Annotated in this window: 25 protein-coding genes; 15 read left to right on the top strand and 10 right to left on the bottom strand. The window is 70.1% G+C overall.

The annotated features are described in order from the left end of the window. Nucleotides 1-161: 161 nt before the first annotated feature. Both ACRYCC_RS37205 and fxsT read left to right on the top strand, forming a co-directional pair. Nucleotides 162-1,286 (top strand): AAA family ATPase, encoded by a 1,125-nt coding sequence (locus ACRYCC_RS37205; RefSeq protein WP_433818758.1) that lies wholly within the window; start codon nucleotides 162-164, stop codon nucleotides 1,284-1,286. 74 nt (nucleotides 1,287-1,360) lie between these two features. Further along, nucleotides 1,361-5,737 (top strand): FxSxx-COOH system tetratricopeptide repeat protein, encoded by a 4,377-nt coding sequence (gene fxsT / locus ACRYCC_RS37200; RefSeq protein WP_433818757.1) that lies wholly within the window; start codon nucleotides 1,361-1,363, stop codon nucleotides 5,735-5,737. Nucleotides 5,738-5,739: 2 nt separating this feature from the next. On the opposite strand, the gene ACRYCC_RS37195 is transcribed toward fxsT, so the two are convergent. Then, the gene (locus tag ACRYCC_RS37195; protein WP_433818756.1) at nucleotides 5,740-5,958 is read right to left on the bottom strand and encodes a DUF397 domain-containing protein; all 219 of its coding nucleotides are present in this window, start codon (nucleotides 5,956-5,958) and stop codon (nucleotides 5,740-5,742) included. 456 nt (nucleotides 5,959-6,414) lie between these two features. Next, entirely contained in the window at nucleotides 6,415-6,606 is a 192-nt protein-coding gene (locus ACRYCC_RS37190; protein ID WP_433818867.1) for a DUF397 domain-containing protein, read from the bottom strand. 346 nt (nucleotides 6,607-6,952) lie between these two features. Between ACRYCC_RS37190 and ACRYCC_RS37185 the strand changes: the two genes are divergently transcribed. Then, entirely contained in the window at nucleotides 6,953-7,906 is a 954-nt protein-coding gene (locus tag ACRYCC_RS37185) for a zinc-binding dehydrogenase (RefSeq protein ID WP_433818755.1), read from the top strand. 82 nt (nucleotides 7,907-7,988) lie between these two features. Then, a complete protein-coding gene (gene recQ / locus ACRYCC_RS37180; RefSeq protein WP_433818754.1) occupies nucleotides 7,989-9,836 on the top strand; it encodes a DNA helicase RecQ in 1,848 nt (615 codons plus the stop codon). Between the two features lie 45 nt (nucleotides 9,837-9,881). On the opposite strand, the gene ACRYCC_RS37175 is transcribed toward recQ, so the two are convergent. The 3 genes from ACRYCC_RS37175 to ACRYCC_RS37165 form a co-directional block, all read right to left on the bottom strand. Next, nucleotides 9,882-10,247, bottom strand: a complete 366-nt coding sequence (locus ACRYCC_RS37175; RefSeq protein ID WP_433818753.1) for a hypothetical protein — start codon at nucleotides 10,245-10,247, stop codon at nucleotides 9,882-9,884. 75 nt (nucleotides 10,248-10,322) lie between these two features. Then, nucleotides 10,323-11,237, bottom strand: a complete 915-nt coding sequence (locus ACRYCC_RS37170) for an amidohydrolase family protein (protein WP_433818752.1) — start codon at nucleotides 11,235-11,237, stop codon at nucleotides 10,323-10,325. Between the two features lie 57 nt (nucleotides 11,238-11,294). Continuing rightward, nucleotides 11,295-11,732 (bottom strand): PaaI family thioesterase, encoded by a 438-nt coding sequence (locus ACRYCC_RS37165; RefSeq protein WP_433818751.1) that lies wholly within the window; start codon nucleotides 11,730-11,732, stop codon nucleotides 11,295-11,297. Between the two features lie 313 nt (nucleotides 11,733-12,045). On the opposite strand from ACRYCC_RS37165, the gene ACRYCC_RS37160 reads away from it, so the two are divergent. The 3 genes from ACRYCC_RS37160 to ACRYCC_RS37150 all read left to right on the top strand — a co-directional run bounded on the left by ACRYCC_RS37160 (nucleotide 12,046) and on the right by ACRYCC_RS37150 (nucleotide 15,715). Then, nucleotides 12,046-13,245 carry a L,D-transpeptidase gene (locus tag ACRYCC_RS37160; RefSeq protein ID WP_433818750.1) on the top strand — a complete coding sequence of 400 codons (1,200 nt, stop codon included), beginning with the start codon at nucleotides 12,046-12,048 and terminating at the stop codon, nucleotides 13,243-13,245. Between the two features lie 123 nt (nucleotides 13,246-13,368). Next, nucleotides 13,369-14,670, top strand: a complete 1,302-nt coding sequence (locus ACRYCC_RS37155) for a hemolysin family protein (RefSeq protein WP_433818749.1) — start codon at nucleotides 13,369-13,371, stop codon at nucleotides 14,668-14,670. 40 nt (nucleotides 14,671-14,710) lie between these two features. Next, complete coding sequence (locus ACRYCC_RS37150) at nucleotides 14,711-15,715, top strand: hemolysin family protein (RefSeq protein WP_433818748.1); 1,005 nt, start codon at nucleotides 14,711-14,713, stop codon at nucleotides 15,713-15,715. A 94-nt stretch (nucleotides 15,716-15,809) separates the two neighbouring features. Here ACRYCC_RS37150 and ACRYCC_RS37145 read toward each other — a convergent pair whose 3' ends face one another. The 3 genes from ACRYCC_RS37145 to ACRYCC_RS37135 all read right to left on the bottom strand — a co-directional run bounded on the left by ACRYCC_RS37145 (nucleotide 15,810) and on the right by ACRYCC_RS37135 (nucleotide 18,282). Then, entirely contained in the window at nucleotides 15,810-16,460 is a 651-nt protein-coding gene (locus ACRYCC_RS37145) for a TetR/AcrR family transcriptional regulator (protein WP_433818747.1), read from the bottom strand. Nucleotides 16,461-16,673: 213 nt separating this feature from the next. After that, nucleotides 16,674-17,516, bottom strand: coding sequence for an SAM hydrolase/SAM-dependent halogenase family protein (locus ACRYCC_RS37140; protein WP_433818746.1), 843 nt, complete (start codon nucleotides 17,514-17,516; stop codon nucleotides 16,674-16,676). A gap of 115 nt (nucleotides 17,517-17,631) precedes the next feature. After that, nucleotides 17,632-18,282: a MerR family transcriptional regulator gene (locus ACRYCC_RS37135; RefSeq protein WP_433818745.1), complete on the bottom strand. Its 651-nt coding sequence runs from the start codon at nucleotides 18,280-18,282 to the stop codon at nucleotides 17,632-17,634. A gap of 309 nt (nucleotides 18,283-18,591) precedes the next feature. Here ACRYCC_RS37135 and ACRYCC_RS37130 point away from each other — a divergent pair, with 309 nt between their 5' ends. After that, nucleotides 18,592-18,972, top strand: coding sequence for a hypothetical protein (locus ACRYCC_RS37130; protein WP_433818744.1), 381 nt, complete (start codon nucleotides 18,592-18,594; stop codon nucleotides 18,970-18,972). A gap of 2 nt (nucleotides 18,973-18,974) precedes the next feature. Here ACRYCC_RS37130 and ACRYCC_RS37125 read toward each other — a convergent pair whose 3' ends face one another. Then, a complete protein-coding gene (locus ACRYCC_RS37125) occupies nucleotides 18,975-19,691 on the bottom strand; it encodes an IclR family transcriptional regulator (RefSeq protein WP_433818743.1) in 717 nt (238 codons plus the stop codon). Between the two features lie 113 nt (nucleotides 19,692-19,804). Here ACRYCC_RS37125 and leuC point away from each other — a divergent pair, with 113 nt between their 5' ends. The 5 genes from leuC to ACRYCC_RS37100 all read left to right on the top strand — a co-directional run bounded on the left by leuC (nucleotide 19,805) and on the right by ACRYCC_RS37100 (nucleotide 23,020). Next, nucleotides 19,805-21,214 carry a 3-isopropylmalate dehydratase large subunit gene (gene leuC, locus ACRYCC_RS37120; protein WP_433818742.1) on the top strand — a complete coding sequence of 470 codons (1,410 nt, stop codon included), beginning with the start codon at nucleotides 19,805-19,807 and terminating at the stop codon, nucleotides 21,212-21,214. An 80-nt stretch (nucleotides 21,215-21,294) separates the two neighbouring features. Beyond that, nucleotides 21,295-21,882 (top strand): 3-isopropylmalate dehydratase small subunit, encoded by a 588-nt coding sequence (gene leuD, locus ACRYCC_RS37115; protein WP_433818741.1) that lies wholly within the window; start codon nucleotides 21,295-21,297, stop codon nucleotides 21,880-21,882. Nucleotides 21,883-22,003: 121 nt separating this feature from the next. Next, entirely contained in the window at nucleotides 22,004-22,270 is a 267-nt protein-coding gene (locus ACRYCC_RS37110; RefSeq protein ID WP_433818740.1) for an SCO5555 family protein, read from the top strand. A gap of 110 nt (nucleotides 22,271-22,380) precedes the next feature. Further along, nucleotides 22,381-22,656 (top strand): HU family DNA-binding protein, encoded by a 276-nt coding sequence (locus ACRYCC_RS37105; protein WP_433818739.1) that lies wholly within the window; start codon nucleotides 22,381-22,383, stop codon nucleotides 22,654-22,656. Between the two features lie 148 nt (nucleotides 22,657-22,804). Beyond that, nucleotides 22,805-23,020, top strand: a complete 216-nt coding sequence (locus tag ACRYCC_RS37100) for a hypothetical protein (protein WP_433818738.1) — start codon at nucleotides 22,805-22,807, stop codon at nucleotides 23,018-23,020. Between the two features lie 56 nt (nucleotides 23,021-23,076). Here ACRYCC_RS37100 and cofC read toward each other — a convergent pair whose 3' ends face one another. Next, complete coding sequence (gene cofC / locus ACRYCC_RS37095; protein ID WP_433818737.1) at nucleotides 23,077-23,736, bottom strand: 2-phospho-L-lactate guanylyltransferase; 660 nt, start codon at nucleotides 23,734-23,736, stop codon at nucleotides 23,077-23,079. Between the two features lie 134 nt (nucleotides 23,737-23,870). On the opposite strand from cofC, the gene ACRYCC_RS37090 reads away from it, so the two are divergent. Both ACRYCC_RS37090 and ACRYCC_RS37085 read left to right on the top strand, forming a co-directional pair. Continuing rightward, nucleotides 23,871-24,650, top strand: a complete 780-nt coding sequence (locus ACRYCC_RS37090; protein WP_433818736.1) for a lysophospholipid acyltransferase family protein — start codon at nucleotides 23,871-23,873, stop codon at nucleotides 24,648-24,650. Nucleotides 24,651-24,667: 17 nt separating this feature from the next. Beyond that, on the top strand, nucleotides 24,668-25,651 hold the full coding sequence (locus ACRYCC_RS37085; protein ID WP_433818866.1) for an NAD(P)H-dependent glycerol-3-phosphate dehydrogenase: 984 nt from the start codon (nucleotides 24,668-24,670) through the stop codon (nucleotides 25,649-25,651). The last annotated feature ends 93 nt before the right edge of the window (nucleotides 25,652-25,744 follow it).

The following is a 25,744-nucleotide window of genomic DNA, read 5'->3' as shown; positions in this document are numbered from 1 at the left end:
TGGTCGGTCACTTAAGAGCAATAGAGGAAACGCTTTAATAGGGAAAAGCTTGTAAATGGGACCGGCTGAGAGGGACAATCGCGGAAAACTCGTGACGCCTAAGAGGACCCGGCACGCAGAACCGTTTCCTGTCTCCAGCATGCTAGAGAGGGACGTCGCTGATGAGCGCTGATGAGCAGGCCGGATCCTCTCAGGGCGGTGACGGGCGATTCAATGGCGCATCGGCGGAAATGACCGATGATCGTGAATCGGCGTCCTGGTGGATCTATCGCGGCACGGGGCGTCCGCTCCATGACATCGATCTGCGGGAATTACTCCCCCCTCCGCCGCCCTGGCGTTCCTTCCCGGGCGGTCGGGTGCAGCCGCCGCCACCCGTGGACGACGCCGATCTGAGGCGCAGGCTCGGACCGGTCGAGAACCTGCGAGTCCGTCAGGCCGATCCCAGGGAACTCGACGCCGTCAACGCGGCGCTCTACCTGCGTCGCCCCTTGCTGGTGACCGGAAAGCCGGGCGTCGGCAAGTCGAGTCTGGCCTACCGGGTGAGCCGTGAACTGCGGCTGGGCCGGGTGCTGCGCTGGCCGATCAGCAGCCGCAGCACGCTCGGCAGCGGCCTGTACGCCTATGACGCCATCGGCCGGGTGCAGGACGCCGCGGCGGCGCGGCACTCACCCGGCGGGGGTGGCGATGAGGACGGCGCGTCGGGCATCGGGGACTATGTGCGACTCGGGGCGCTGGGCACGGCGCTGCTGCCCTTTGAGCTGCCGCGAGTACTTCTCATCGACGAGCTCGACAAAAGCGATATCGATCTGCCGAACGACCTGCTCGATGTCTTTGAAGAGGGGGAATATCGGATTCCTGAGCTCGTAAGGGTAAGTGCTCGGGAGCCCTCAGTCAAGGTCAATACAGCAGATCCTGGCGTTCAGGCCACTATCGTAGACGGGCACGTGCAATGTCATGCGTTCCCTCTTATAATCATTACGAGTAACGCGGAGAGAGAGTTCCCTTCGGCATTTTTGCGGCGTTGTCTTCGATTCGACATGGGGGAGCCGGATGAAGACAGGCTGGCGAACATGGTAGTAGCCCATTTCGCTGATGAAGCTGACGAGCACCTTTCCGAAATGGTCTATGAATTCCTGGAACACCGGCGGCTGCACGGCGCTCTGGCGGCCGACCAACTGCTCAATGCCGTGTTCCTGGCCACATCCGGGGCGCACACGGCCGATGGTTCGTGGCAGCGGCTCCTCGGCCTGATCTGGCAGCGCTTGACCCATGAGGCGGTCGAGTGAACGGCCGGGCTCCGGACGGAGGACGGCCGGACACCCTGGGATCGGGTGGCCCGGCGCGGCCCGCCTGGAACGAGGTGGCGGACGCCCTCTGGCTGGCGGCCCAGCAGTATGCGGCCGCGCGCCGCGCGGGCCAGGAGCCGCCGGCGGGCCTCCCAGCCGAGACCGGCCCGTCCGCTCCGCGGCGCTCATCGGAGCCATCGCGCGAAGAGGCCACTGACCAGCGTGGCGAGGAGCACCTCGGCGCTCTTCCCGAGACCGGGGATCGTCGGCACGAGGAGCAGCGGTGGCCGTCTCTTTCGCCGGCGTTCGCGCGGCCCGAGTACGTATCGCCGATCGCTCCGCTGCCGCTGGTCTCCGTCCTGGAGGCTCCGGTCGCGTTCTCCGATCTCATCGACGGGGTACCGCCTCTGCTCAACAGACGTGACATCGCCCGTGCGCTGCGGCCCTTGCGGCGGCGGGTGGATTCGCGCCGGGGCGAGGAGGAACTCGACGACGAGGCCACGGCGGAGCGTGTCGCGCAGGACGGACTGTGGCTGCCCGAGGTGCGTCCGGTGCGGGAGCGCTGGCTCGAACTCGACGTCGTGGTGGATGACAGCAGGTTCGCGAGCCTGCACCGCCCGATGTGCGATCAGCTGATCGACACCATCGGCACGGTGGGCGCGTTCCGGGTCGTCCGGGTGCATCTGCTGGACACCGATGTCGCCGATCCGTCCGCCTTGATGCTGCGGGGCGCTGATCCGGCGGGTCAAGCGCGGCCGGCGGTGTCACTGGCGAACCTCGGTTCGCTGGGCCGGCGGTTGATCCTGGTGCTGACCGATGGGGTCGGCGACGCCTGGCATTCGGCGGCGGTGCAGCGGCTGATGGCGGTGTGGGCGCGGTCCTGCCCGGTCGCGATCGTCAACGTGCTGCCGCGTCGGCAGTGGCGCCGTACCGGGATCACGACCCGTCCGGCGTGGCTGTCCACCACGGAGGCGGGCGCCGGCAATCGCCACTACGCGGTGCGGTACGTCGAGTCCGCGGCGGCCGACGACGAACCGGTGCGGGCACCGGGCGAGGTCTGTGTGCCCATGGTCGAAATCGAGCCCGCGCAACTGTCGAAGTGGGCCGGATTCGTGGCGGCGGTCCGCCATCGGTGGTTCGGCGCGGTGGCGGTGTGCGGGGCGGACGCCTCCGGACCGCATCTCCGGGCGGACGAGGATCGTGGCATCGGTGCCGAGCTCCTGCCTGCCGAGTTGGTACGGCGGTTCCGGGCCACCGCGACGCCCACGTCCTTCGCGCTGGCGGTTCACCTGGCCGCGGTGCCGCTCAACATCGGAGTGATGCGGCTGGTCCAGCGGGTCATGCTGCCGCGATCCAGGCCGTCCGACCTGTCCGAGCTGATCGGCAGCGGTCTGCTCCGCCGGGTCGGCCGCCCCGGTGGCCGACGCCGCGGGCCCGAGCCCATCGACCAGGTCAGTTACGACTTCGTGGACGGTGTGCGGCCGGAGTTGCTCGCGTCGGGACGCCGCTCGGAGACCGCCCGGGTCCTGACCATGCTGGGGGTCCACCTGGGTGACCGGGTACGGCTGCTCCGGGAGCTGGTCGCCATGATCAGAGCCCCGAACGACGCCACACCACCGGCTCTCGACGCGGCCGACATCGTGTTCGCCGAGCCCGCCCTGCACGCTTTGCGCGCACTCGCCGGCCCCTACCGGCGCCAGGCGCACGAACTCGAGGCTGCCGTCCACCGGGTGAGGCCGCCGCTAACGGGAAAACCAAATCATCGACCAGAGCATGATGAAAACAGACCTGGCAATGATATTGACCCGGATGTCAACATGGGTATCCGTTCAGCCATGGATACCCATGTCGACGCCCGTCCGGTCGCTGAAAGGCCGGCGCCTCAGCCCAAGGTTATCCCCCCGGGAGTCGGTGTGACCATCAGGAATATTCCCCCCGCACCCGAACGCCCTTCGAATGAGCCGCCGCCGGTATGGGGAAATGTTCCGGCACGGAACATCAGCTTTACCGGACGGGAGGACATCCTCGCGGATCTGCACCGGCGGCTGTCCGTGGGCACCACCGCGGTTCTGCCGGAGGCCCTGCACGGAATGGGCGGTGTGGGAAAATCCCAGATCGCCATCGAATACGTTCACCGTCATACCGGCGACTATGACCTTATCTGGTGGATTCCCGCCGAACGGCCCGGCCAGATCCAGCAGGCGCTCGTCGAACTCGCCGCTCAACTGGACCTCAAGGTGAGCCAGGAGGTCAACGTAGCGGTACCCGCCGTTCGTGAGGCGTTGCGGCTCGGCCGCCCCTACCACAATTGGCTATTGGTATTCGACAATGCCGAGCAGCTCGAAGAGGTACGCGGATTCTTTCCGACCAACGGTCCCGGGAAGATCCTGGTCACCTCGCGAAACCAGGCCTGGACCAGCGTGGCCAGCTCGCTCGAGGTCGACGTGTTCAAACGGGAGGAGAGCAAGGCACTGCTCAACCTACGGGGCCCGCAGCTCAGTGACGAGAACGCCGACAAGCTGGCCGCGGTGCTGGGCGACCTGCCGCTGGCCATCGAGCAGGCCGCGGTATGGCTGGCAGAGACCGGAATGCCGGTCGAGGAATACCTTAACCTTTTCCAGAAGAACCACCATAAAGCAACCGAACTGCTCGGCGACGCGGCGCCGACGGCCTACGAACTTCCGGTCGCCGCGGCCTGGAACGTCTCACTGGATCGTCTGCACGAAAGCGATCCGGCGGCCCTGCAACTGCTGCAGGTGTGCGCGTTCTTCGCCCCGGAGCCCATCTCCCGCCGGCTCCTGTCTGGAGCGCGGAACGTCGACGGCCCACCGGAGTTGCTGGAGGCGCTCGGTGACCCGGTGAGACTGGGCCGGGCCATGCGCTCGATCAACCAGTACGCGCTGGCCAAGATCAGCCATCGGACCGGCACCATCACCCTGCACCGGCTGGTGCAGCGGGTCCTCGTCGGCCAGCTCACCGCCCAGGAGGTCGCGGAGTTCCGGCACTGCGGCCACCAGTTGCTCACCAAAGCCGACCCCGACAACCCCGATCTGAGGACACAGTGGCCGCAGTACGCGGAGTTGCTACCGCATGTTCTCTACTCGGGCGTCATCGACTGTGACGACAAGTGGGCCCGCCAGCTCGTGCTCAACCAGATCGACTTCCTCTTCAGCTGGGGCGACCACCAGGGCTTCCTGGACCTCGCCCAGCAGGCGGTGGACGCCTGGACCGCCAAGCTCGGTGCGGAGCACGAGCAGACCCTGTCGGCAGGCCTGCGACTCGGGCGGGCGTTGCGGATCCTGGGTAGATTCCAGGAGGCCTACACCCATCACGTGCATGTCCGTGACCTCCTCGCCGAGCAGCTCGGCATGGAAGACGAGAAGACGCTGGAAGCGCAGACGTACGTCGGAGCGGATTTGCGCTATCTCGGCCGGTTCGGCGACGCACTGGAACTGGACCGGGCCTCCTTCGAGGTAATGCAGCGCAGATTCGGCGCCAATGATCCCCTGACGCTGGATCAGGCGCACCTCTATGCCATCGACCTGCGTCTTACCGGTAATCCGGCCGCTGCCCGCGAGCTCGACCAGCAGACCTACCAGAACAAGATCCGTGATCTCGGCGAAGACCACATCAGCACCCTCAGTACGCTCGTCGCGCTGGCGATCGACGAGATGGAACGGGGCAGGTATTCCGAGGCCCGGGACCTGGTCGCGCAGGCGGAGGGGTGGTATCGGCTGCGGTATGGGGCGGACCATCCCGGCGCGATTGAGAGTCTGAGTATTCTCTCCGTGGTGGAGCGCAAGATCGGCGAGCATCAACGCGCGCTCGAGCTGTCCGAGAAGGCGCTGGCCTCGTACCGTCGGCGCTACGGTGAAAGTCACCCGGGGGCGTTGGCGTCGGCGCTCAACCATGCCATCAATCTGCGGCAGACCGGTGACCTGGACGGGTCCATCGAGCTGGCGATGGAGGCCGGCCGCCAGTATGAGGCGATCTTCGGTCCTGATCACCCGAACACCTCCAGCGCCAGGGTCAACCTGGCCGTGACCCTGCGGCTTAACGATCAAGCCGCCGAAGCGCTGGAGATGGACCAGGCGGCGCTGCGGAAGCTGACCGAGGTGCTTGGCGAGGACCATCCGCGCAGCCTGGTCTGCGCCATCAACCTGGCAAGCGATCTGTTCGCTCTCGGTCGGGTCGCGGAGGCACTTGAACTCGACCGGATGAATATCGAGCGTGCCCGGCGAACGCTCGGCGAGGATCATCCCACCACCGTGGCGTGCTCGCTCAACTACTCTCTCGACCTACGGGCCGCCGGCGAGGAGGCAGAGGCGAAGGCGTTGTTCGCAGATGCCCTGGCTCGTTATCGGGACGTCCTCGGCGATTCTCATCCTGGAACGATCGCCGCCGGTCAGAGCGTCAGGGCCGACTGCGATATCTATCCCATCCCGGTCTGATCCTACTCACGTCTGAGATCGAAATTACCGGCTTTTGTGGCAACGATAAAGTCTCGCAGAACGCTTCTCGATAGTTCTATCATTTTGTTGTCTGCGTCTTTGCTGTCACGGATGAAAATGCTGCCCCCAATCAAGGCCAAGCTGACACAGCCAGCAGGATTGTTGTCGGATTTGCTGCTCTTGCGCCATGGGCTCTCACCTGGTTCACCGTGGCTGATCATCTACCTCTTCCACTCTGTTGCGAGGTGCAATAGGCCAGGCGAAAAGGGCGCCGCTGCCCGCTGACCGCACTGATGGATGCGCTGGTCGCGGTTGTCATAGCTTTTTCGGCGGTCGCCTCATTCTATGGAGAATTGTGATGTCCAGAGTTGACAATTGGGGCGCAACTCGGCATATTATATGCCGGGTCGAATCTATTGTCCAGACTTGGGAGTCAACACTCCCTTGACTGAGTCGCGTATTGACTTGACCAAAAAGGTAGATATTGATCGTCCGCAACCGCTGAGTAGTCGGCTGTCGTGTGACAAGAGATCTCGCCAGAGCGAGCTGTGGCGCGGATGGGTTTTGCCGTTCGGCGCGCTTTGACGGGTAAGGCGTTCGAGCGGGGACTCGCGTGTATCGGTGGAAGGCGGGTGCGACCGTGAGACATGCCGCACCCGCCGCACTCGCTGAGGAGACTAGAGCTCCAGCTCGTTATGCTTGATGGACGTGATGAGGCCCCGCAGGTCCCGCACGGAGAAGGACAGCTTTGGCCCGTTCGGATTCTTGCTGTCCCGGATGGCCCGGGTGTCCCCTATGGCGGCGACCTCGACGCATGTGCCGATCGACGGGTCCCCACTATATGTGCTCTTTCGCCAGATCGGCGGCATACTTTGAGCGGCCACGACCTCTCCCTCTATGGCGAATGGCCCCCGGACGTACTGACCGAAGGCCGTGACGGTTCGGACGCCGATCAATCTACAGTTCGGGATGTGCCTGGTGGTGAAAACGGTGGCAGCGGTACACCATGTTTCTGCTGATCTCTGCAAATCGCGTCATATACGTAATAGCTACCCTTGCTCTACAGAATTGGCATGACGTAGATATCGGACATCGGAGGATTGTTGTCGATAGCTACTCACGTCATCAGTCGCTCCCAGGCGCTCCACCGCGCTTGACCTCAACTCTGGTCGAGGTTGCAGGATCGGTCCCGAACCGATCGGAAGTGGTGGCCTCATGCGTGCGGTGTGGTTGAAGGAGTTCGGCGGGCCGGAGGTGCTCGTCGCGGCGGACGCCCCGGATCCGGTGGCGGGGCCCGGGCAGGTGGTGGTCGAGGTGGTCTTCGCCAACATCACCTTCGTGGAGACCCAGGTCCGCGGCGGGAACGGCCCGTTCACGGTGGCGTTGCCGATGATCCCGGGCAACGGCGTCGGCGGGGTGGTCACGGCGGCCGGCGCCGGAGCCGGCGAGGAACTGCTCGGGAGGCGGGTGGTCGGCTCCACCGGGGGTTCGGGCGGCTATGCCGAGCGTGCCGCCGTGGACGCGGGCGGGCTCTTCGAGGTCCCCGAGGGGCTGGAGCTCGACGCCGCGGTGGCGCTGCTGGCCGACGGGCGCACGGCCACCATGCTGGTGCGGGCGGCGGCCGTACGCGAGGGGGACCGGGTGCTGGTCGAGGCGGCGGCCGGTGGGGTGGGCACTTTGCTCGTCCAGCTCGCGAAGGCCGCCGGAGCCAGGGTCGTCGCGGCCGCCGGCGGGGCCCGTAAGACCGAGGTGGCGCGCGGTCTCGGTGCCGACGTGGTGGTCGACTACCGGGAGCCCGGCTGGGAGGGACGGGTACGGGCGGCCGCCGGCGGGGTGGACGTGGTGTTCGACGGGGTCGGCGGTGCCCTCGGCAGATCGGCGTTCGGGCTGCTCGACCGGGGCGGCCGGATGCTCAGTTACGGCCTGGCCAGCGGCTCGTGGGCGGGCATCGCGGAGGAGGCCGCCGCGGAGCGCGGCGTGACGCTGGTGCGGCCGGGAGCGACACCGGAGGAGATGCGCGCGTTCACCCGGAGCGCGCTGGCCGAGGGGGCGGCCGGCCGGCTTCGGCCGGTGATCGGGCAGCGGTTCCCGCTGGAGCGGGCGGCCGAGGCGCACGCGGCCATCGAGTCCCGGGCCACCGTGGGCAAGACCCTGCTGGAGGTCGGCTGAGCGCCCTCCCGCGGGAGGGGAGACGCGGACCGATTGCCCGCACTCGCCGTCGAGCACACCACGATCTTCGTAGAATACGCGGATGGCTTCCCCCGAGAGCGGTCCCGAGGTGAGCGACGCGTTGCGGGTGCTGCACCGCGTCTTCGGCTACGACTCGTTCCGGGAAGGCCAGCAGGAGATCATCGATCATGTCATCGATGGCCGGGACGCCCTGGTGCTCATGCCGACCGGTGGCGGCAAGTCGCTGTGCTACCAGATCCCGGCGCTCGTGCGGGAAGGCGTCGGCGTCGTCATCTCGCCGCTGATCGCGCTCATGCAGGACCAGGTCGACGCGCTGACGGCCCTCGGCGCCCGGGCGGGGTTCCTCAACTCCACCCAGGGCCCCGACGAGCGCCGCCGGGTCGAGTCCGCGTTCCTCGCCGGCGAGCTGGACCTGCTCTATCTGGCGCCGGAACGCCTGCGGGTCGAGTCGACGCTGCGGCTGCTCGACCGGGGCAAGATCTCGCTGTTCGCCATCGACGAGGCGCACTGCGTGGCCCAGTGGGGTCACGACTTCCGGCCCGACTACCTCGCCCTGTCCACGCTGCACGAGCGCTGGCCCGACGTGCCCCGGATCGCGCTGACCGCGACCGCCACCAAGGCCACCCACGCGGAGATCACCACCCGGCTCAACCTCGAAGAGGCCCGGCACTTCGTCGCGAGCTTCGACCGCCCGAACATCCAGTACCGCATCGTGCCGAAGAACGAGCCGCGCCGGCAGTTGCTGGAACTGCTGCGCACCGAGCACCCCGGGGACGCGGGCATCGTCTACTGCCTCTCCCGGGCCTCCGTGGAGAAGATCGCCGACTTCCTGGTGGACAACGGCGTCCAGGCGCTGCCGTACCACGCGGGGCTGGACGCGCGCACCAGGGCCGCCAACCAGGCGCGCTTCCTGCGTGAGGACGGCCTCGTCATGGTCGCCACCATCGCGTTCGGCATGGGCATCGACAAACCGGACGTGCGCTTCGTCGCCCACCTCGACCTGCCCAAGTCCGTCGAGGGCTACTACCAGGAGACCGGCCGGGCCGGACGCGACGGCCTGCCCTCGACCGCCTGGCTGGCGTACGGGCTCCAGGACGTCGTGCAGCAGCGCAAGATGATCGACACCTCCGAGGGCGACGACGCGCACCGCCGCCGGCTGAGCATCCACCTCGACGCCATGCTGGCCCTGTGCGAGACGGTCGAGTGCCGCCGGGTGCAGTTGCTCGCCTACTTCGGCCAGCGCGGCACCGCGTGCGGCAACTGCGACACCTGCCTGTCCCCGCCGGAGTCGTGGGACGGCACGATCGCCGCCCAGAAGCTGCTGTCGGCCGTCTACCGCCTGCGCAACGAGCGCAACCAGAAGTTCGGCGCGGGCCAGGTCATCGACATCCTGCTCGGCAAGCAGACGCCGAAGGTCAGCCAGCACGAGCACGACTCGCTGACGGTGTTCGGCATCGGCACGGAGCTCCGCGACACCGAGTGGCGCGGCGTGGTCCGGCAGCTGCTGGCCCAGGGGCTGCTGGCGGTCGAGGGCGACTACGGCACCCTGGTGCTCACCGACGGCAGCGCCGAGGTGCTGGGCCGCAAGCGCCAGGTCATGATGCGGCGCGAGCCCGAACGCGCGGCCCGGACGCCGAAGGCCGCCAAGACGGCCAAGGGCCGTCCCGCCGCCGTGGAGCTGCCGGAGGCCGCCGTGGCGGTGTTCGAGCAGCTCCGCACCTGGCGTGCCGCCACCGCCAAGGAGCAGGGCGTGCCCGCGTACGTGATCTTCCACGACGCGACGCTGCGCCAGATCGCGGCCGAGTCCCCGACGTCCCTGGCCGAGCTGAGCAAGGTCAACGGCGTCGGTGAGAACAAGCTGGCGAAGTACGGCGAGCAGCTGCTGAGCCTCTGCAACGCCCCGGCCTGACCGGCCCCCCGTATCCGGCGCCCGGGTACGGAGGGCCGTCCGCGATCAGGCGGTGGAATGGTGCGACGCCCGGCCCTTGACGGGCTTGCGGCGCGATCTCTCGTCCTCGATCTGGCGGACCAGCTCCTTGCGCGCCTCGATGAGCGCGTGGTCGAGATCGCGGTCGCGGGCGACGGACACGAGATGCGGCCATCCCGCCGGCCAGATCTGCAACGTGACCTTCTGGTCGGGCCCGCCACGATCCTTGACCGACACCTCCAGCTCGATCTGGTCCGGCCCCCACCGGGACAGGTGCGACTCGAGGGTGGCCAGGGCCGCCAGGGCCCGGCGCCGGTCACTCTCCTCGAGCCCGGCGCCGAGACGCAGGCTGCTCTCCAAGATCCTCGCGGAGCCGCCCTCGGGTTCGGTCATGGGCGCTTCCCCCCTCTCCGTTCCACCGTACGACCGGCGTTTCGGCCGGACGCCTGTCGCCCCCGTCATGACCGGTCAGGGGGGCGCCAAACCCAGGCGTACGGGGGCGTGCCAGCAGACCTCGCGGAGCCAGGGGCCGCCGAAGCCCAGGGCGGCGAGGGCCGACAGCTGCTCGGCGTAGGGGTAGGGGATGTTGGGGAAGTCGGTGCCGAGCAGGATCCGCCCGGCCAGGCCCAGATCACGAAGCCGGGGCAGGAGCGGAGCCGGGAAGGCGCCGAGCCCGCCGGAGAAGTCGGTGAAGGCCATCGTGGTGTCCAGGTGCACGCGGTCGTAGCGGTCGGCGAGCGCCAGGAACCCCTCGTATTCGGGCGCGCCCAGGTGCGCGATCACGGCGGTGAGCCGCGGGTGCCGGGCCAGGACGCCGCCGAACGGCCCGGGCCCGGTGAAGCCGTTGGCCACCGGCCCGGAGCCGGCGTGCACCACGACCGGGGTGCCGGCCTCGGCCAGCAGCCCCCACACCGGGTCGAGCACGTCCAGGCGCGGGTCGAACCCGCCGACCTGCAGATGGACCTTGAAGACCCGGGCGCCCTCGTCCAGGGCACGGCGCACGTAGGCCGGTGCCTCAGGTTCCGGAAAGAGAGTGGCCGTGGGCAGGCACTCCGGGATCCGCCGGGCGAAGTCGAGAGTCCACGCGTTCAGTGCCTCCGCCATGCCGGGCTTGTGGGGATAGGCGAGCGCGGTGAACGCCCGTACGCCCAGCTCGCGGAGGTGGGCCAGCCGCTCCTCCTCGCTCCAGCGGTAGCGGATCGGCCAGTCCCGGCCGAGCAGCGGCCCGGCCGCGTCGAAGTACTCCCAGACCCGGGCCAGCAGCCGGGGCGGCATGAAGTGGACGTGCACGTCGACCAGGCCGGGCAGCCCCAGCGCCCGCCAGAACGCGGGGACCTCCGCGTCGTCACCGGGCCCGGAGCTCAGGATGGGGGGCTCGTTCATCCGCCCCAGCGTAGGCGCACGCACGCCGCCGCCCTCGGCCGGCGCGGCCCCGATCGCTCAGTGACCGGGCAGCGCCTGGTTGAACAGCCGCACCTGGCCCCGGGCGATCAGTTTCCCCGCGGGGCCACTGATCTCCACCAGCCAGAGCTGGAGGTTCCTGCCCTGCTGGACGGGGGTCGCGTGGACGTCGAGCCGGCCGGCCGTGAACGGGCGCAGGAAGTCGGTCTGGTTGTTGACCCCCACGGCGAACCTGCCGTCGTCCCGGACCGCGTGGGAGGCGCCGACGCTGGCGACGCTCTCGATCACGGTCGCGTACAGCCCCCCGTGCGTGATGCCCCACGGCGTGTGGTGCTGCGCGGAGACCTCGAGGTGGGCCCGGACCTCCTGGCCCGAGATCTCGTCGTAGTGCAGGCCGACGGCCCGCAGGAAGTCGCCCGCGTGGGCCGGGTCGAGATCGACGCCGGCCGGATCGCCGGGGCCGGAGGCCTCGGGCATGGTCACTCCTGAGGTGCTGAGGTGAGGTGCTGAGGGACGGGTTTCCGCGGGTGCGGCCCCGTACGGACGATCCTGCCGGACGGACGTCGGACGCCGGACGCCGGCGCCGCGGATGGGGCTCGGGCACTATCGCGACTCCGGGGCGCCAACCGGCCCTGACCACCTAGAATCCCCCGATAGCGATGAGCCAGGCGGGCTCCGTGGGGGAAATCCTGACAAGTCCTAACGAATACGGCATCTGTCGTACTGTCATAACCCTGGTCTGCCAGTGAAACGTGGGGGTCGAGCGGTGCGACGGGGGCTTGTGGCGGGGGTGACCGCTGTGCTTCTCGCGGTCACGACCGCGTGTTCCGGCGGGGGCGGCGGTACCGGCGGTGGCGGGAGCGGGGGCGGCACCTCCAAGGGCGGCGACGACGGCGCGCCGAAGGTCACCATCACCCCCGGGAACGGTGCCCAGCAGGCCCGGCCCGACCAGGGCGTCGTGGTCAGGGCGGCAGGTGGCACGCTCCAGAACGTCACGGTGCGGGCCGGCAACGCCGCCGTGCCGGGGCAGATGTCCGCGGACCACCTGACCTGGCGATCGAAGTGGACCCTCACGCCGGGGACGTCGTACCGCACGTCCGCGAGCGCCGTGGGCACCGGAGGGAAGACGACCACCGTCACCAGCGCGTTCCGCACGCTCAAGCCCGCGGTTCCGTTGACGATCGTCGACGTGACGCCCGCGCGCGGCGAGACGGTGGGCGTCGGCATGCCGATCACCGTGCTGTTCAACCGGGCGGTCGGCGACAAGGCCGCGGTCGAACGGTCCCTGGAGATCCACTCCGCCAAGCCCGCCGTGGGCGCGTGGTTCTGGGTCAACGACCGCCAGGTCGTCTTCCGGACCCGGAACGGCGGCTACTGGCCCGCCGACCAGCGGGTCTCCTTCACCGCCCATCTGGCCGGGGTCAGGTCCGGCGCCGGTGTCTACGGCTCCGGCGACGTCACCCACAACTTCCGCATCGGCGACTCGCACATCATCACCGTGAACGCCAAGACCCACCGGCTGGTGGTGAAGAAGAACGGCAAGGTCTACCGGAGCTGGGGGGTCAGCCTCGGCTCCGGCGGCGACGTGCAGTCCGACGGTGTCGACCATCTGCTCACCACGAGCGGCGTCCACCTGACGATGGCCAAGAGCAGGCTGGAACGGATGGTCGCTCCCGGCAAGAAGAAGGGCGACCCCGGCTATTATGACGAGAAAGTGCCCTTCGCCACCCGTATCTCCAACAGCGGTGAGTACATCCACCAGAACATGGACGACCCCACCTGCCTGGGAAACCGGAACTGCAGCCACGGCTGCGTCCGCTCCCCGGCCGCCAACGCCGAGTGGTTCTTCGGCTGGGCGTACCGCGGGGACGTCGTGGTCATCACGGGGACTCGCCGCCAGCTGGGGTGGGACAACGGCTGGGGCTACTACCAGAAGCCGTGGAGGCAGTGGGTGAAGGGCAGTGCGCTCGACGCACCGGTCACCACCTGAGTGCCGGGGAGCCTTCCGGGCATGAGATCGTTTGCCCAGCCGTACAACGCTGACGCCAGGAGTGACGTCCTTACCCATGGACCCCAGTGATACCAGCGCCGTCTTCCCCGTGGAGATGGCGCGATGATCCTTGATTTCGTCTTCTTAGCGGCGGCCGTCGCGCTCATCGCGGCCAACGGCGTCTTCGTCGCGGCAGAGTTCTCCCTGGTCACGGTGGACCGGGGGCAGGTCCAGCGGCTGGCTGCCGCGGGGGACCGGAGCGCCAAGGGGGTCCTGGCGGCCGTCCGCCAGCTGTCCTTCCAGCTGTCGGGCGCCCAGCTCGGCATCACGATCACTTCTCTGCTGCTCGGCATGATCACTGAGCCGGCGCTGGCCCATCTGCTCAGCCCCTGGCTGCCCGAGAGCGTGGCGGTCGTGGCGGCCCTGGCCATCGCCACGGTGGCGCAGATGGTGCTGGGCGAGCTGGTGCCCAAGAACGCGGCGCTGGCCAAGCCGCTGACCGTGGCCAGGTTCGCGATCCCCCCGCAACGGGCGTTCTCCGTCGTGTTCGGCCCGCTGATCAGGGCGTTCAACGCGATCGCGAACAACCTCGTGCACCGGCTGGGCGTGGAGCCGCAGGACGAGCTGGCCTCCGCCCGCTCGGCGGAGGAGCTCGGCCTGCTCGTCCGGCTGTCCGCCGAGGCGGGGACGCTGCCGCCGGGCACCGCGGCGATGCTCCGGCGGGCGCTGCGCTTCGGCGACAAGACCGCGGAGGAGGCCATGACCCCGCGGGTCGACTGCACCACCGTGGAGGCCTCCTCGAGCCTGGCCGTCCTGCTGGAGATCGCCGATGAGACGGGCCACCTCCGGGTGCCCGTCCACGGTGAGGACATGGACGACATCATCGGGGTGGGCGTGGTGGCGGACGCCTTCGCCGTCCCGGCGGCGGAGCGGGCGACCACGTCGGTGCGCGACATCGCCCGGCCGCCCGTCCTGGTGCCGGAGACCCTGCTGCTGGCCACGGTCCTGGAACGGCTGCGGGCGGCGCACTCCGAGCTGGCCGTCGTGGTCGACGAGTACGGCGGCTTCGCCGGCATCGTGACCACCGAGGACCTGGCCGAGGAGCTGGTCGGTGAGATGGCCGACGAGTACGACCAGCCGGACGAGGAGTCGGTCGAGCCGATCCCGACCCTGCTGGCCCCCGGGGAGTCCGCGGTCGTGCCCGGCGGGCTGCGCCCCGACGAGGTGGAGGAGCGCACCGGCTTCGTCATGCCGGAGGGCCCCTACGAGACCCTGGCGGGACTGCTGCTGGCCAGGCTGGGGCACCTGCCTGCCGCCGGTGAGGAGATCGACGTCGACGGCTGGCGGCTGGCCGCCTCCGTCGTGGAGCGGCGCCGCATCGAGCAGGTCACGCTGACCGCTCCGGCCATGGAGGAGCAGTCATGACCTCCTCCGGGCGCGGCCGGCGAGCCGGGCGGGCGGCATCGTGAACCTCCTGAATCTGGCCGCCATCCCGCTGCTGCTCGCGATCAACGGGTTCTTCGTCGGTGCCGAGTTCGCGCTCATCGCCGCGCGCCGTACCCAGATCGAGCCGCTGGCGGGCACCTCCAGACGGGCCCGCGCGGTGCTTGCCGGGATGGACGAGGTGCCGACCATGCTCGCCGCCGCGCAGCTGGGTGTGACGCTGGCCTCGCTCGCCCTGGGGGCGCTGGCCGAGCCGACCATCGCCGCGGGCCTGCAGTCGGTGTTCCACACCGCGCACGTGCCGGCGGGCCTCACCCATCCGGTGGCGCTGGTGGTGGCGCTGCTGATCGTCGTGTCGGGGCACATCCTGATCGGCGAGATGGTGCCCAAGAACCTCGCGCTCGCCGCCCCGGACAAGGCGGCGCTGTGGCTGGTGCCGCCGCTGCTGGTGTTCGCCCGGATGACGCGGCCGCTGCTGGTATGCATCAGGGCGCTGTCCACCCTGGCGCTGCGGCTGCTGCGGCTGCCCGTCACGGCCGAGGCGCAGACCGTCTACACCCCGGACGAGCTGCCCGCCCTCATCGACGAGTCGCGTGAGCACCGGCTGCTGGACGCGGGTGAGCACGAGCGGATGATCGCCACGTTGTCGCTGCACGCGCGGCCGGTCAGCGGGGTGATGGTGCCGATGGAGCGGGTCGTCAGCGTCGGCCCGGACACCACCCCGGCCGCCCTGCAGGAGTACGCGGGACGGTACGGGCACTCGCGGTTCCCCGTGATGAGCGACAAGGGCGAGCTCCTCGGCTACCTCCACATCCTCGACGCGCTCAACGGCCACCCGCCCGGCCATCCGCTCCCGGTCCGGGCCATTCCCCGGGTGCCGCCGACCACGACCCTGGCCGACGTGCTGGCCATGATGCGCCGCAGCCGTGCCCAGGTCGCCGCCGTGATCTCGGGGAGCGACGACGGACGCGCGATCGGCGTGGCCACCCTCGACGACGTCCTCGCCGGCCTGCTCAACTCACCGTGACCGGCGCCGGTGCCTGCCGCGCCGGTGCCGCCGTCGCTGGAGGGCGCGGTGGGCCGAGGGCGGGATGCCGCCCGCATGGTCGGCGGCCAGGTGGCTAGGACGTGACGGGCTGGAAGACCGGGGCCAGCCCGGAGAGGATCCGGCGGATGATCGGCCGCTGCTCTTCGGGGGTGCGGCCGCGCAGGCCGAACACCGGGTCCAGGCCGTCGTAGTAGGGCGCCAAGGCGAGATGCGGCAGCAGGATGAGCAGCAGGGACAGCAGGACGTCGTCGTCGGCGTCGGGCCGGATCGCGTCCCGGTCCCGCCACATCTGGATCAGCGGGCGGATCACTTCGACGTAGTGCAGCTCGGCGGTCGCGCGGACCACCGCGCGCACCACGTTGTCGATCTCGAGGTTGGTGGCGGCGGTGACGGACCGCTCGAGCGGGTGGTCGGCGAAGTACTCCGACCAGGCGAAGCAGACCTCGGTCAGCCAGTCGGTGAAGGTCTGGTCCAGGTCGAGCGCGGCGATCCGCCGTTCCATGTCCGCCCGGATCCGCCGCGAGGCCTCGTCGCAGACGTGGGCGAAGAACTCCTGCTTGTCGGCGAAGTACTGGAACAGCGAGCCCTTGGCGATCTCCGCTTCGCGGGCGATGGTGTTCAGGCTGCCGGTGGAGTAGCCGTGCTCGCCGAACTCCTGCATCGCGGCCTGCAGCACCCGCTGACGCTTGGCGTCGTCCAGCCGGAACCAGGTCGAGGTAGGCACAGAACTCTTCGCTTTCATCTCCGATTGTGACCGGTTGGTCATTTTCGGTGATGCTTTCACCGGCCCCCCGATGCTGTCAACGTTCTATCAGTTGAAGACGGCTCAGAACGCCCGAGCCGGTGCCCGGCTGACAAAATCTGTCGTCTCGCTGACATCCGGGCGATCTCACGGCCCGTGCCGGTGCGGGAGGCACGCGCGGCGCGGGTCGAGATGTCAGGGCCCGCCGGACGTGGTCTCGGGAGTACGAACAGTGATCAACTGGCCTCCGGCCAGCTCGAACCTGGCCGCCGCGGAGCCCTGGTTGACCGCCAGGCCCAGCCAGCCGGAGGAGTCGGTGAACAGCAGCGGTTCGCCGAACGGGACCTTGCCGAAGGTCTCCTCGTACGGCAGCCGTACGGCCCGCGGCCCGCCGGGGCCGGTCCAGGTCAGCTCCAGCGGGGTGCCGTACGGCACCGGCCCGAGGGCGCCCTCAAGGTCGGCGGCCCTCGCCGACAGGATCAGGCTGCCGAAGTCGTCGGGGTAGAGCACGCTCACGGTCAGCGCACCGGATCCCACCACGGGGGCGGGCCACTCCAGCGGGACCAGCGCGTCGATCGCGGGGCCGAGGTCGGCGAGGTCGACGCCGGTGGCCACATGCCCCGCGGCGGGGGCGAACAGATCACGGCCGTGGAACGTGGCGGACACCGCCGGCAGCCGGTAGGCCAGGTTCGCCAGCCGGTGCGCCCGCACCACGCCGCCGAGCGCCTCCGCCGCCGGTGCCAGCAGCCCGTTGTCCGGCCCGATCAGGACGTCGCCGCGGCCGGTGGCCACCGCCACCGGGTGGCGCCGGGTGCCGACTCCCGGGTCCACGATCCCCACCTGCACCCCGACCGGCAGGTACGGGATCGCCTGGCGGAGCAGCATCGCGCCCTCGATGATCGAGTACTGGGTGACCTCGTCGCTGAGCACCAGCACGTTCGCGTCGGGGGCGATCGTGAGGACGACGCCCGCGCACGTGCCCGTGTAGGCGGCACCGAAGTCGGTGGTGAAGCTGACGAACGGGCGGCTGCTGGGCACGGTGACGGGCTTTCGGGCGTACGGACCTGGCGGGGTACGGAAACAGCGGGTACGGACACGGCGGTGAATGCGGGCTCAGGCTATCAATCGGCTCTTCCGGCGGTGATCGGCGACGCTATCCGGCGAATCGCCGTGCCTCGCCCTCGAACCGGCGGGCGGAGGCGTCCTCCTGCGCCAGCCGGTGCAGCGCGATGAGCACCTGTTCGTAGAGCACCGTGCGCACGACGGTGCCCTGCACCACCCGGCCGCGCGGGGCGGCGGTGTCGAGCACACCGAGTTCGTGGTCGCCGAGCCGGGTGGCCGCCTCGATGTAGGGGCGCAGCTCGGTGAGGACCACCGGGATGCCGAGCCCGCGCAGCGCGACGAACGTCTGGGCCAGCAGGTCGCGCGCCGGCGCCCGCGGGGCGATCCGCCAGCCGAGCTCGGTGACGAGGGCGTCCACGTCCTGCCGGGCCGCCCGCCAGTCCGGGTCGTCGGCCGGCGGCCGCACGTGCGGGCCGAGGGCGTACCGCGCGGTGCCGATCAGGTCGTGCAGCCCGACCGTCTCGTCGTCGAGCGCGTCCACGATCGGCTTGATCGCCGACACCGGGAGATCACCGACCTCGCGGAGGGCCCGGATGAGGCGCAGCCGCTCCAGATGGCGGTCGTCGTAGTCGGCCTTGGTCGCCGCGCTCGACGCCCCGCGGGTCATCAGGCCCTCGCGAATGTAGAACTTGATCGTTTGCACGGTGAGCCCGCTGCGATCGCTGAGTTCCGAGATCTTCATCGGCCGCCCCCTGGCTGGATAGCGCCAGTATCCAACTCACGGCCGCTCGATACCGAAGATATCCAGTGAGTGTTCGCCGTCCCGGGTGGTGACGGCACCGCGCGAGCGCCTCACGAGCACCGGCGACCGCCCGGCGTTTTCCCGGAAACCGTCCGCGGAATGTCACCGTCCCGCTACGTTGGGTGTCGCGGTACGTCCCGTTTCACCAGGGTTCACCGTCCGGGCAGCCTCGGACCGTCCACGTCACGGCCGCATCCATGGCGGAGCCATGCCCCGGGCGGGTCATGGCCAGTGGCGGGACGGTCCTCGATGAACACGGTCAGTGAGTCCGGCGATGACGACCGGCGCACACCCCCTCCCGGCGGCGACCCGGGCCGCGACCCCGGCTGCGACGCCGTCGCGGCGGACCGGATGGCGGCGCTGCTGGACCGGGGCCGCGCGGAGGACTTCGTGGCGGTCGGCGCGGTGCTGGCCCGGGGGCGCCACACCCGGGAGCGGCTGCTCGGCCTGCTGCGCGCACGCGACCCCGGCTGCGACGCCTACTTCTTCGCGGGGGTGCTGGCCGAGCTGCCGCACCTCCCGGACGAGCAGTTCACGGCCCTGGGCCTGGGCGACCTGGAGATCGCGATCCTGCGCGCCCGGTTCGCCGACTGGTACCGCAGCATCCTCGACGGCGGGCCGCCGGGCTGAGGTCAGGTCGCCCGGCGCATCGACTCGGAGACCTTCTCGGCCGCGGCGACCAGCGGCGCGGCGTGCATCCGGCCGGGGGAGCGGGTCAGCCGCTCCAGCGGGCCGGAGACCGAGATCGCCGCGATCACCCGTCCGCCGGCGCCCCGGATCGGCGCGGAGACCGAGCCCACGCCCTGCTCCCGCTCGCCGACGCTCTGCGCCCAGCCCCGGCGGCGCACGGAGGCCAGGGTGGCGGCGGTGAACTTGGCGCCGCGCAGCCCGCGGTGCAGCCGGTCCGGCTCCTCCCAGGCCAGCAGGATCTGTGCCGCGGAGCCCGCGGTCATGGGCAGGGCGGCGCCGACCGGCACGGTGTCGCGCAGCCCGCTGGACCGCTCCGCCGCGGCCACGCACACCCGGACGTCCCCCTGCCGGCGGTAGAGCTGCGCGCTCTCCCCGGTCATGTCGCGCAGCTGCGTCAGGATCGGCTGGGCGATGGCCAGCAGCCGGTCCTCGCCCGCCGCCACGGCCAGCTCGGCCAGCCGCGGCCCCAGGATGAACCGGCCCTGGGTGTCGCGGTGGACGAGGCGATGATGCTCCAGCGCGACGGCGAGCCGGTGGGCGGTCGGCCGGGCCAGGCCGGTCGTCTGGACGAGCTGTGCGAGCGACGCGGGACCCGCCTCCAGCGCGTTGAGTACCAGTACGGCTTTGTCAAGTACGCCGACTCCGCTAGAGTTGTCCATAACTCGATATTGCCGTCTCGGATTGTGAGATGCAAGTCGACGGAGGACCGACCGGGCCGGGGGCCGACACCGAGGTCGACCCCGTGACCCGTTACTAGGAAAGGTGTGGAGCCATGGGCCAGTCCGTTGGGCGTACGTTGGCCGACAAGGTCTACGACGCACATGTCGTACGACGTGCCGAGGGCGAGCCGGATCTGCTCTATATCGATCTTCATCTGGTGCACGAGGTGACGAGCCCGCAGGCCTTCGACGGGCTGCGGCTGGCCGGCCGGAAGGTGCGGCGGCCGGATCTGACCATCGCCACCGAGGACCACAACGTACCGACCACTGACCTGCTCGCGCCGATCGCCGACCCGGTCTCGCGCACCCAGGTCGAGACGCTGCGCAAGAACTGCGCCGAGTTCGGCGTCCGGCTGCACCCGATGGGCGACGCCGGCCAGGGCATCGTGCACGTCATCGGCCCGCAGCTGGGGCTCACCCAGCCGGGCATGACGGTCGTCTGCGGCGACTCGCACACCTCGACGCACGGGGCGTTCGGCGCGCTGGCCTTCGGTATCGGCACCAGCGAGGTCGAGCACGTGCTGGCCACCCAGACGCTGCCGCAGATCAAGCCCAAGACCATGGCCGTCACGGTCGAGGGCACCCTGCCCGAGGGCGTCACCTCCAAGGACCTGATTCTGGCGATCATCGCCCAGATCGGCACCGGCGGCGGCCAGGGGCACATCGTGGAGTACCGCGGCGAGGCCGTACGGAACCTCTCGATGGAAGGCCGGATGACGGTCTGCAACATGTCCATCGAGGCGGGCGCCCGGGCGGGCATGATCGCCCCGGACGAGACGACGTTCGCCTACCTCGAGGGCCGGCCCAACGCGCCGCGGGGCGCCGACTGGGACACCGCGGTGGAGTACTGGAAGTCGCTGCGCACCGACGACGACGCGACCTTCGACCGGGAGATCGTGATCGACGCAGGCACGCTCGCGCCGTTCGTGACCTGGGGCACCAACCCGGGCCAGGGGCTGCCGCTGAGCGCCTCCGTGCCGTCGCCGGAGGACTACGCCGACCCGTCGGCGCGCCAGGCCGCCGAGCGGGCCCTGGAGTACATGGGCCTCACCGCCGGCACCCCGCTGCGCGAGATCGAGGTCGACACCGTCTTCGTCGGTTCCTGCACCAACGGCCGGATCGAGGACCTGCGCGCCGTCGCCGACGTGCTCAGGGGCCGCGCGGTCGCCGACGGCGTCCGGATGCTGGTCGTTCCGGGCTCCATGAAGGTCAAGGAGCAGGCCGAGCGCGAGGGACTGCACGAGATCTACACCGCGGCCGGTGCCCAGTGGCGGGAGGCGGGCTGCTCGATGTGCCTGGCCATGAACCCGGACAAGCTCGCCGCCGGGGAGCGCAGCGCGTCGACCTCCAACCGCAACTTCGAGGGCCGGCAGGGCCCCGGTGGGCGTACCCACCTGGTCTCGCCCGCCGTCGCCGCGGCCACCGCCGTCGCCGGTCATCTCGCCGCCCCCGCCGACCTGTAGACCCTTTCCCTCCGTGATCATGCAATCGTTCGACGAACGATTGCATGATCACGGAAGAACTCGCTGATGGAGACGTGATCATGGAAGCTTTCACCACTCACACCGGGCGGGCGGTGCCGCTCCGGCGCAGCAACGTCGACACCGACCAGATCATCCCGGCGGTCTGGCTGAAGCAGGTCAGCCGCACCGGCTTCGAGAAGGGCCTGTTCTCCGCCTGGCGCGAGGACCCGTCCTTCGTGCTGAACGACCCCGCCTACCAGGGTGCCAGCGTCCTGGTCACCGGTCCCGACTTCGGCACCGGCTCCTCGCGGGAGCACGCGGTCTGGGCGCTGCAGCAGTACGGCTTCCGGGCCGTGATCGCGCCCCGCTTCGGCGACATCTTCCGGAACAACGCCACCAAGATGGGGCTGCTCCCGGTCATCCTGCCCGCCGAGACGGTCGAGGCGCTGCAGGACGCCGTCGAGAGCGACCCTTCGACCGAGATCACCGTCGACCTGGAGAACCGTGAGGTCCGGTCCGGCCGGATCACCGCGCCGTTCGAGATCGACGACTACACCCGCTGGCGGCTGCTGGAGGGGCTGGACGACATCGGCCTGACCCTGCGGCACGCCGAGGACATCGGCACGTTCGAGAGCGCCCGGCCCTCCTGGCTTCCCGCCACCCTCTGACCCCCTCCGGTGCCGGCTGCGGCGTCATCTCGCCGTAGCCCCACCCTGCCGGTTCGAGCGTGTCTCCCGACAGGAGACAATCGTTGTGGGAGACACGCCCGAGCATGCGGGGAGGTAGGCCGTGACGGCGACGCAGTCCGAGTCGTGCTGGACCGGTCCGGCGTGGGAGGACGCCACGTTGATCGTGCTGGCCCGGCAGTTGCGCGATGCGCACAGCCGGGTGGCACCGCTGCCCGGGCACGTACGCCGGCGACTGCACCGGCAGTTGCTCGCGATCACCGATCTGGCGAAGCGGGATCCGGCATTGGCCGCAAGACGCCTCGAAACGTTCCTTACCGACCTGGATGCTGGGGCTGAGCGGTCCGACTGGGCCGTTCAAACCCGGTAGGTGACGAGGAATACGCCTGCGACACGGGAGTTATTGCTTGCAGGTGATTGTGTACCTGCCATATGTCCCCTAGTTTCGTGCGGGCAAGGGGGGAACCGGAGGAGCTACCCATGAACAAGCGTGAGCTGGTCGACGCGATCTCTGAGCGGCTCGGCAGCAAGAAGGCCGCAGTCGAGGCAGTCGATGCCCTGCTGGACACGATCCAGGCGACCGTGGCCAAGGGCGAGAAGGTCGCCATCACCGGATTCGGCTCGTTCGAGAAGGCCGACCGGCCTGCTCGTACGGCTCGTAACCCGGCAACCGGCAAGTCCATCGAGGTTCCCGCGACATCGGTGCCCAAGTTCAAGGCGGGCGCCGACTTCAAGAACCTGGTCGCCGGCAAGTAGCACCGCAACACCTACGGCGCCCGATGCACGTGCCCTGTGCACGCGCATCGGGCGCCGTCGTGTTCCCGGCCCCGGCCCGTCGCCCCCGCCGGGCGGCCTGGCGGGCGCCGGCGGACCGCTCGCGGAGCTCGTGAGTAGTCTCGGGGGCATGCAGGGAACGGTTCGCACGTACGACGCCGCGACACGGTCCGGCAGTGTCTTCCTCGACGACGGCACCCGGCTGGACTTCCAGGCCCCGGCGTTCGACGCCGGAGGGCTGCGGCTGCTCCGCCTCGGGCAGCGGGTCAACCTCGCGGTGGCGGAGGGCGAGATCATCGCCATCACCCTGTCCACGTTCCCGCTCCCTCCCGCCCCCGCTCCGTGATCGCGGAGTTCGTGCCGGGCAGGGACCAGCGGGGATCGGCGGGCGGGCGCGGACTGTCAGCCCGTGCACAGGGCGGGCAGCCGGGCCGCGACGGCGGCCGTACGGGGTCCCAGGCCGAGCGCGAGGGCCGCCCGCAGATCCTCGAGGGTGTCCACGTCCCGCCGTACGCTGGCGATGTCCGCCAGCGACGCGAGCTCGCGGGCCCCCTGCGCGCGGTGCGCGAGCCGGGAGTCGGTGCCGAACGCGGGGGAGAAGCCGGTGCCCGGCCGGGCCGCGTACAGTGTGGTGCCCACGCCGAGGGCGTCGGGGACGAACGACAGCGGAGCCCGCGCCGCGGCGTCCAGCACCCGGGTCAGCTCGGCGGGACGCAGCGCGGGCAGGTCGGCGGACAGGGCGCCGACACCCGCGTCGGGAAACGTCCGGCGGGCGACCGCGGCGCCGTGGCGGAGGGCGGGGTTGAGGCCGCAGTCCGGTTCGTCGGGCACGACCATCGCTCCGAGCGCGGCCAGCTCGCGGGCGGCGAGGGGATCGTCGGTGACGACGAGCACTCCCCGGACCCGGTCGGCGCGGAGCGCGGCCGCCACCGTGTCGGCGGCGACGGCGAGGGCCAGTGCCTCCCGGTGCGGCCCGGCGGCGGGTGCCATGCGGGATTTGGCCCTGGCCAGCATCTTGACCGGGACCACCAGTGACCACGAGAGCGGGGGAGTACTGGACATCGCAGCTCGACACTATGCGCACGTAACCGCGACACTTGAGGACACCCCCTCGCTGAGGGGTGTGGTGAGCGCTCGGTGACACGGGCGTCATGAGCCCGGGCAGGTCCGTCCGGGCGTTCTAGGGAGGAGGGGGCATGGCACACGGGTACTCGCCGGGCTGGCGCAGGTTCTCGATCGCCGTCCTGCGCCCGCTGCTGTTCGGGATGCTCAAGCGCGACTGGCGCGGCAAGGGGAACATCCCGCGGGCGGGTGGTGTGATCGTCGCGGCCAACCACATCTCGGAGGCCGACCCCCTCGCCCTGGCCCACTTCGTGTACGAGTCCGGCCGGTATCCCGTCTATCTCGCCAAGTCCACCCTCTTCGACGTCCGGTACCTGCGGCCGATCCTGCGCGGCACCGGCCAGATCCCCGTCTACCGCGACAGCTCCGACGCCTCGCTGGCGCTCCGGGACGCGGAGGCGGCCCTGCTGGCCGGCGAATGCCTGATGTTCTATCCCGAGGGCACCTGTACCCGGGATCCCGACCTGTGGCCGATGACCGGGCAGACCGGGGCGGCCAGGCTCGCCCTGGCCACCGGGGCCAAGGTCGTCCCGATGGCCAGCTGGGGCGCGCACGAGCTGCTGCCCTACACCAAGGTCGAGCGGCGCGGGCTGGCCGCCGGGCTGAAGAAGGGCTTCCACCCCTTCCCGCGCAAGACCATGCGCGTGATCGCCGGCCCCCCGCTGGACCTGTCGGCCTACGCGGGCTCCCCGCCGACGGCGGAGGCACTGCGGGACGCGACCGCCGAGATCATGCGGGCCATCGCCGAGCTCGTCGGTGAGCTCCGCGGTGAGCGGCCCCCGGCGGAGCTGTACGACCATCACAAGGCCATCGAGCAGCGACGACACAGAGACGAGGAGGCGCAGGCCTCGTGACCTTGCGAGCGGCGGTAATGGGAGCGGGTTCGTGGGGGACCGTGTTCGCCAAGGTGCTGGCCGACGCGGGCTGCGACGTCACCGTATGGGGACGCCGGCCCGAGATCGTCGAGTCGATCAACGAGCGGAGGGAGAACCCCGACTACCTGCCCGGGGTGGAGCTGCCCGCGGGTGTGCGGGCCACCACCGACCCGGGTGCGGCCCTCGACGGGGTGGAGTTCGTCGCGCTGGCCGTGCCGTCGCAGACGCTGCGGGCCAACCTGGCCGAGTGGACGCTGCCCGGCGACGCGGTCCTCATCAGCCTGATGAAGGGGATCGAGCTGGGCACCTGCCGGCGGATGTCGGAGGTCGTCCAGGAGGTCGGCGGCGTGCCCGAGAGCCGCATCGCGGTGCTGTGCGGGCCCAACCTGGCCCGCGAGATCGCCGCGGGCCAGCCCGGTGCGGCGGTGGCCGCCTGCGCCGACGAGGAGACGGCCCGGCGCGTCCAGATGGCCTGCATGACCCCGTACTTCCGGGTCTACACCAACCCCGACGTGGTCGGCTGCGAGCTGGGCGGCACGGTGAAGAACGTCGTCGCGCTGTGCGTCGGCATCGCCGTCGGGCTCGGGTTCGGGGACAGCACCCGGGCGCTGCTGATCACCCGGGGCCTGGCCGAGATCGCCCGGCTGGGCGCGGCGCTCGGAGCCGACGAGCACACCTTCGCCGGGCTGGCCGGGCTGGGCGACCTGGTGGCGACCTGCAGTTCGCCGCTGTCGCGCAACCGTACCTTCGGGGAGAACCTCGGCCGGGGCATGACCCTGGAGCAGGTCATCGCGGTCACCAAGCAGACCGCCGAGGGCGTGAAGTCCTCCGAGGCCGTGCTCGAGCTCGCCCGCAAGCACAACGTGGAGATGCCGATCACCGAGATGGTGGCGGCCGTCATGCACCACGGGATGTCCATCGAAGAGGCGATGCTCAAGCTCATGTCGCGCACCCCCAAGCCGGAGCGCTACGGGGTGTGAGGCGGCCGGTCCCCCGCCGCGGGGGCCGGTGGGAGATCAGGCCTCGTCACGGGCGTGTCTGCGCATGGGTGGTTCGCGTAGTTCAAACGGTAG

Origin of the sequence: Actinomadura scrupuli (assembly GCF_050971785.1) — a bacterium.
In the GTDB taxonomy this organism is placed as follows: Bacteria; Actinomycetota; Actinomycetes; order Streptosporangiales; family Streptosporangiaceae; genus Actinomadura_E; species Actinomadura_E scrupuli.
Note: the sequence above shows the minus strand (reverse complement) of the source record. Positions and strands in the feature narration are given on the sequence as shown.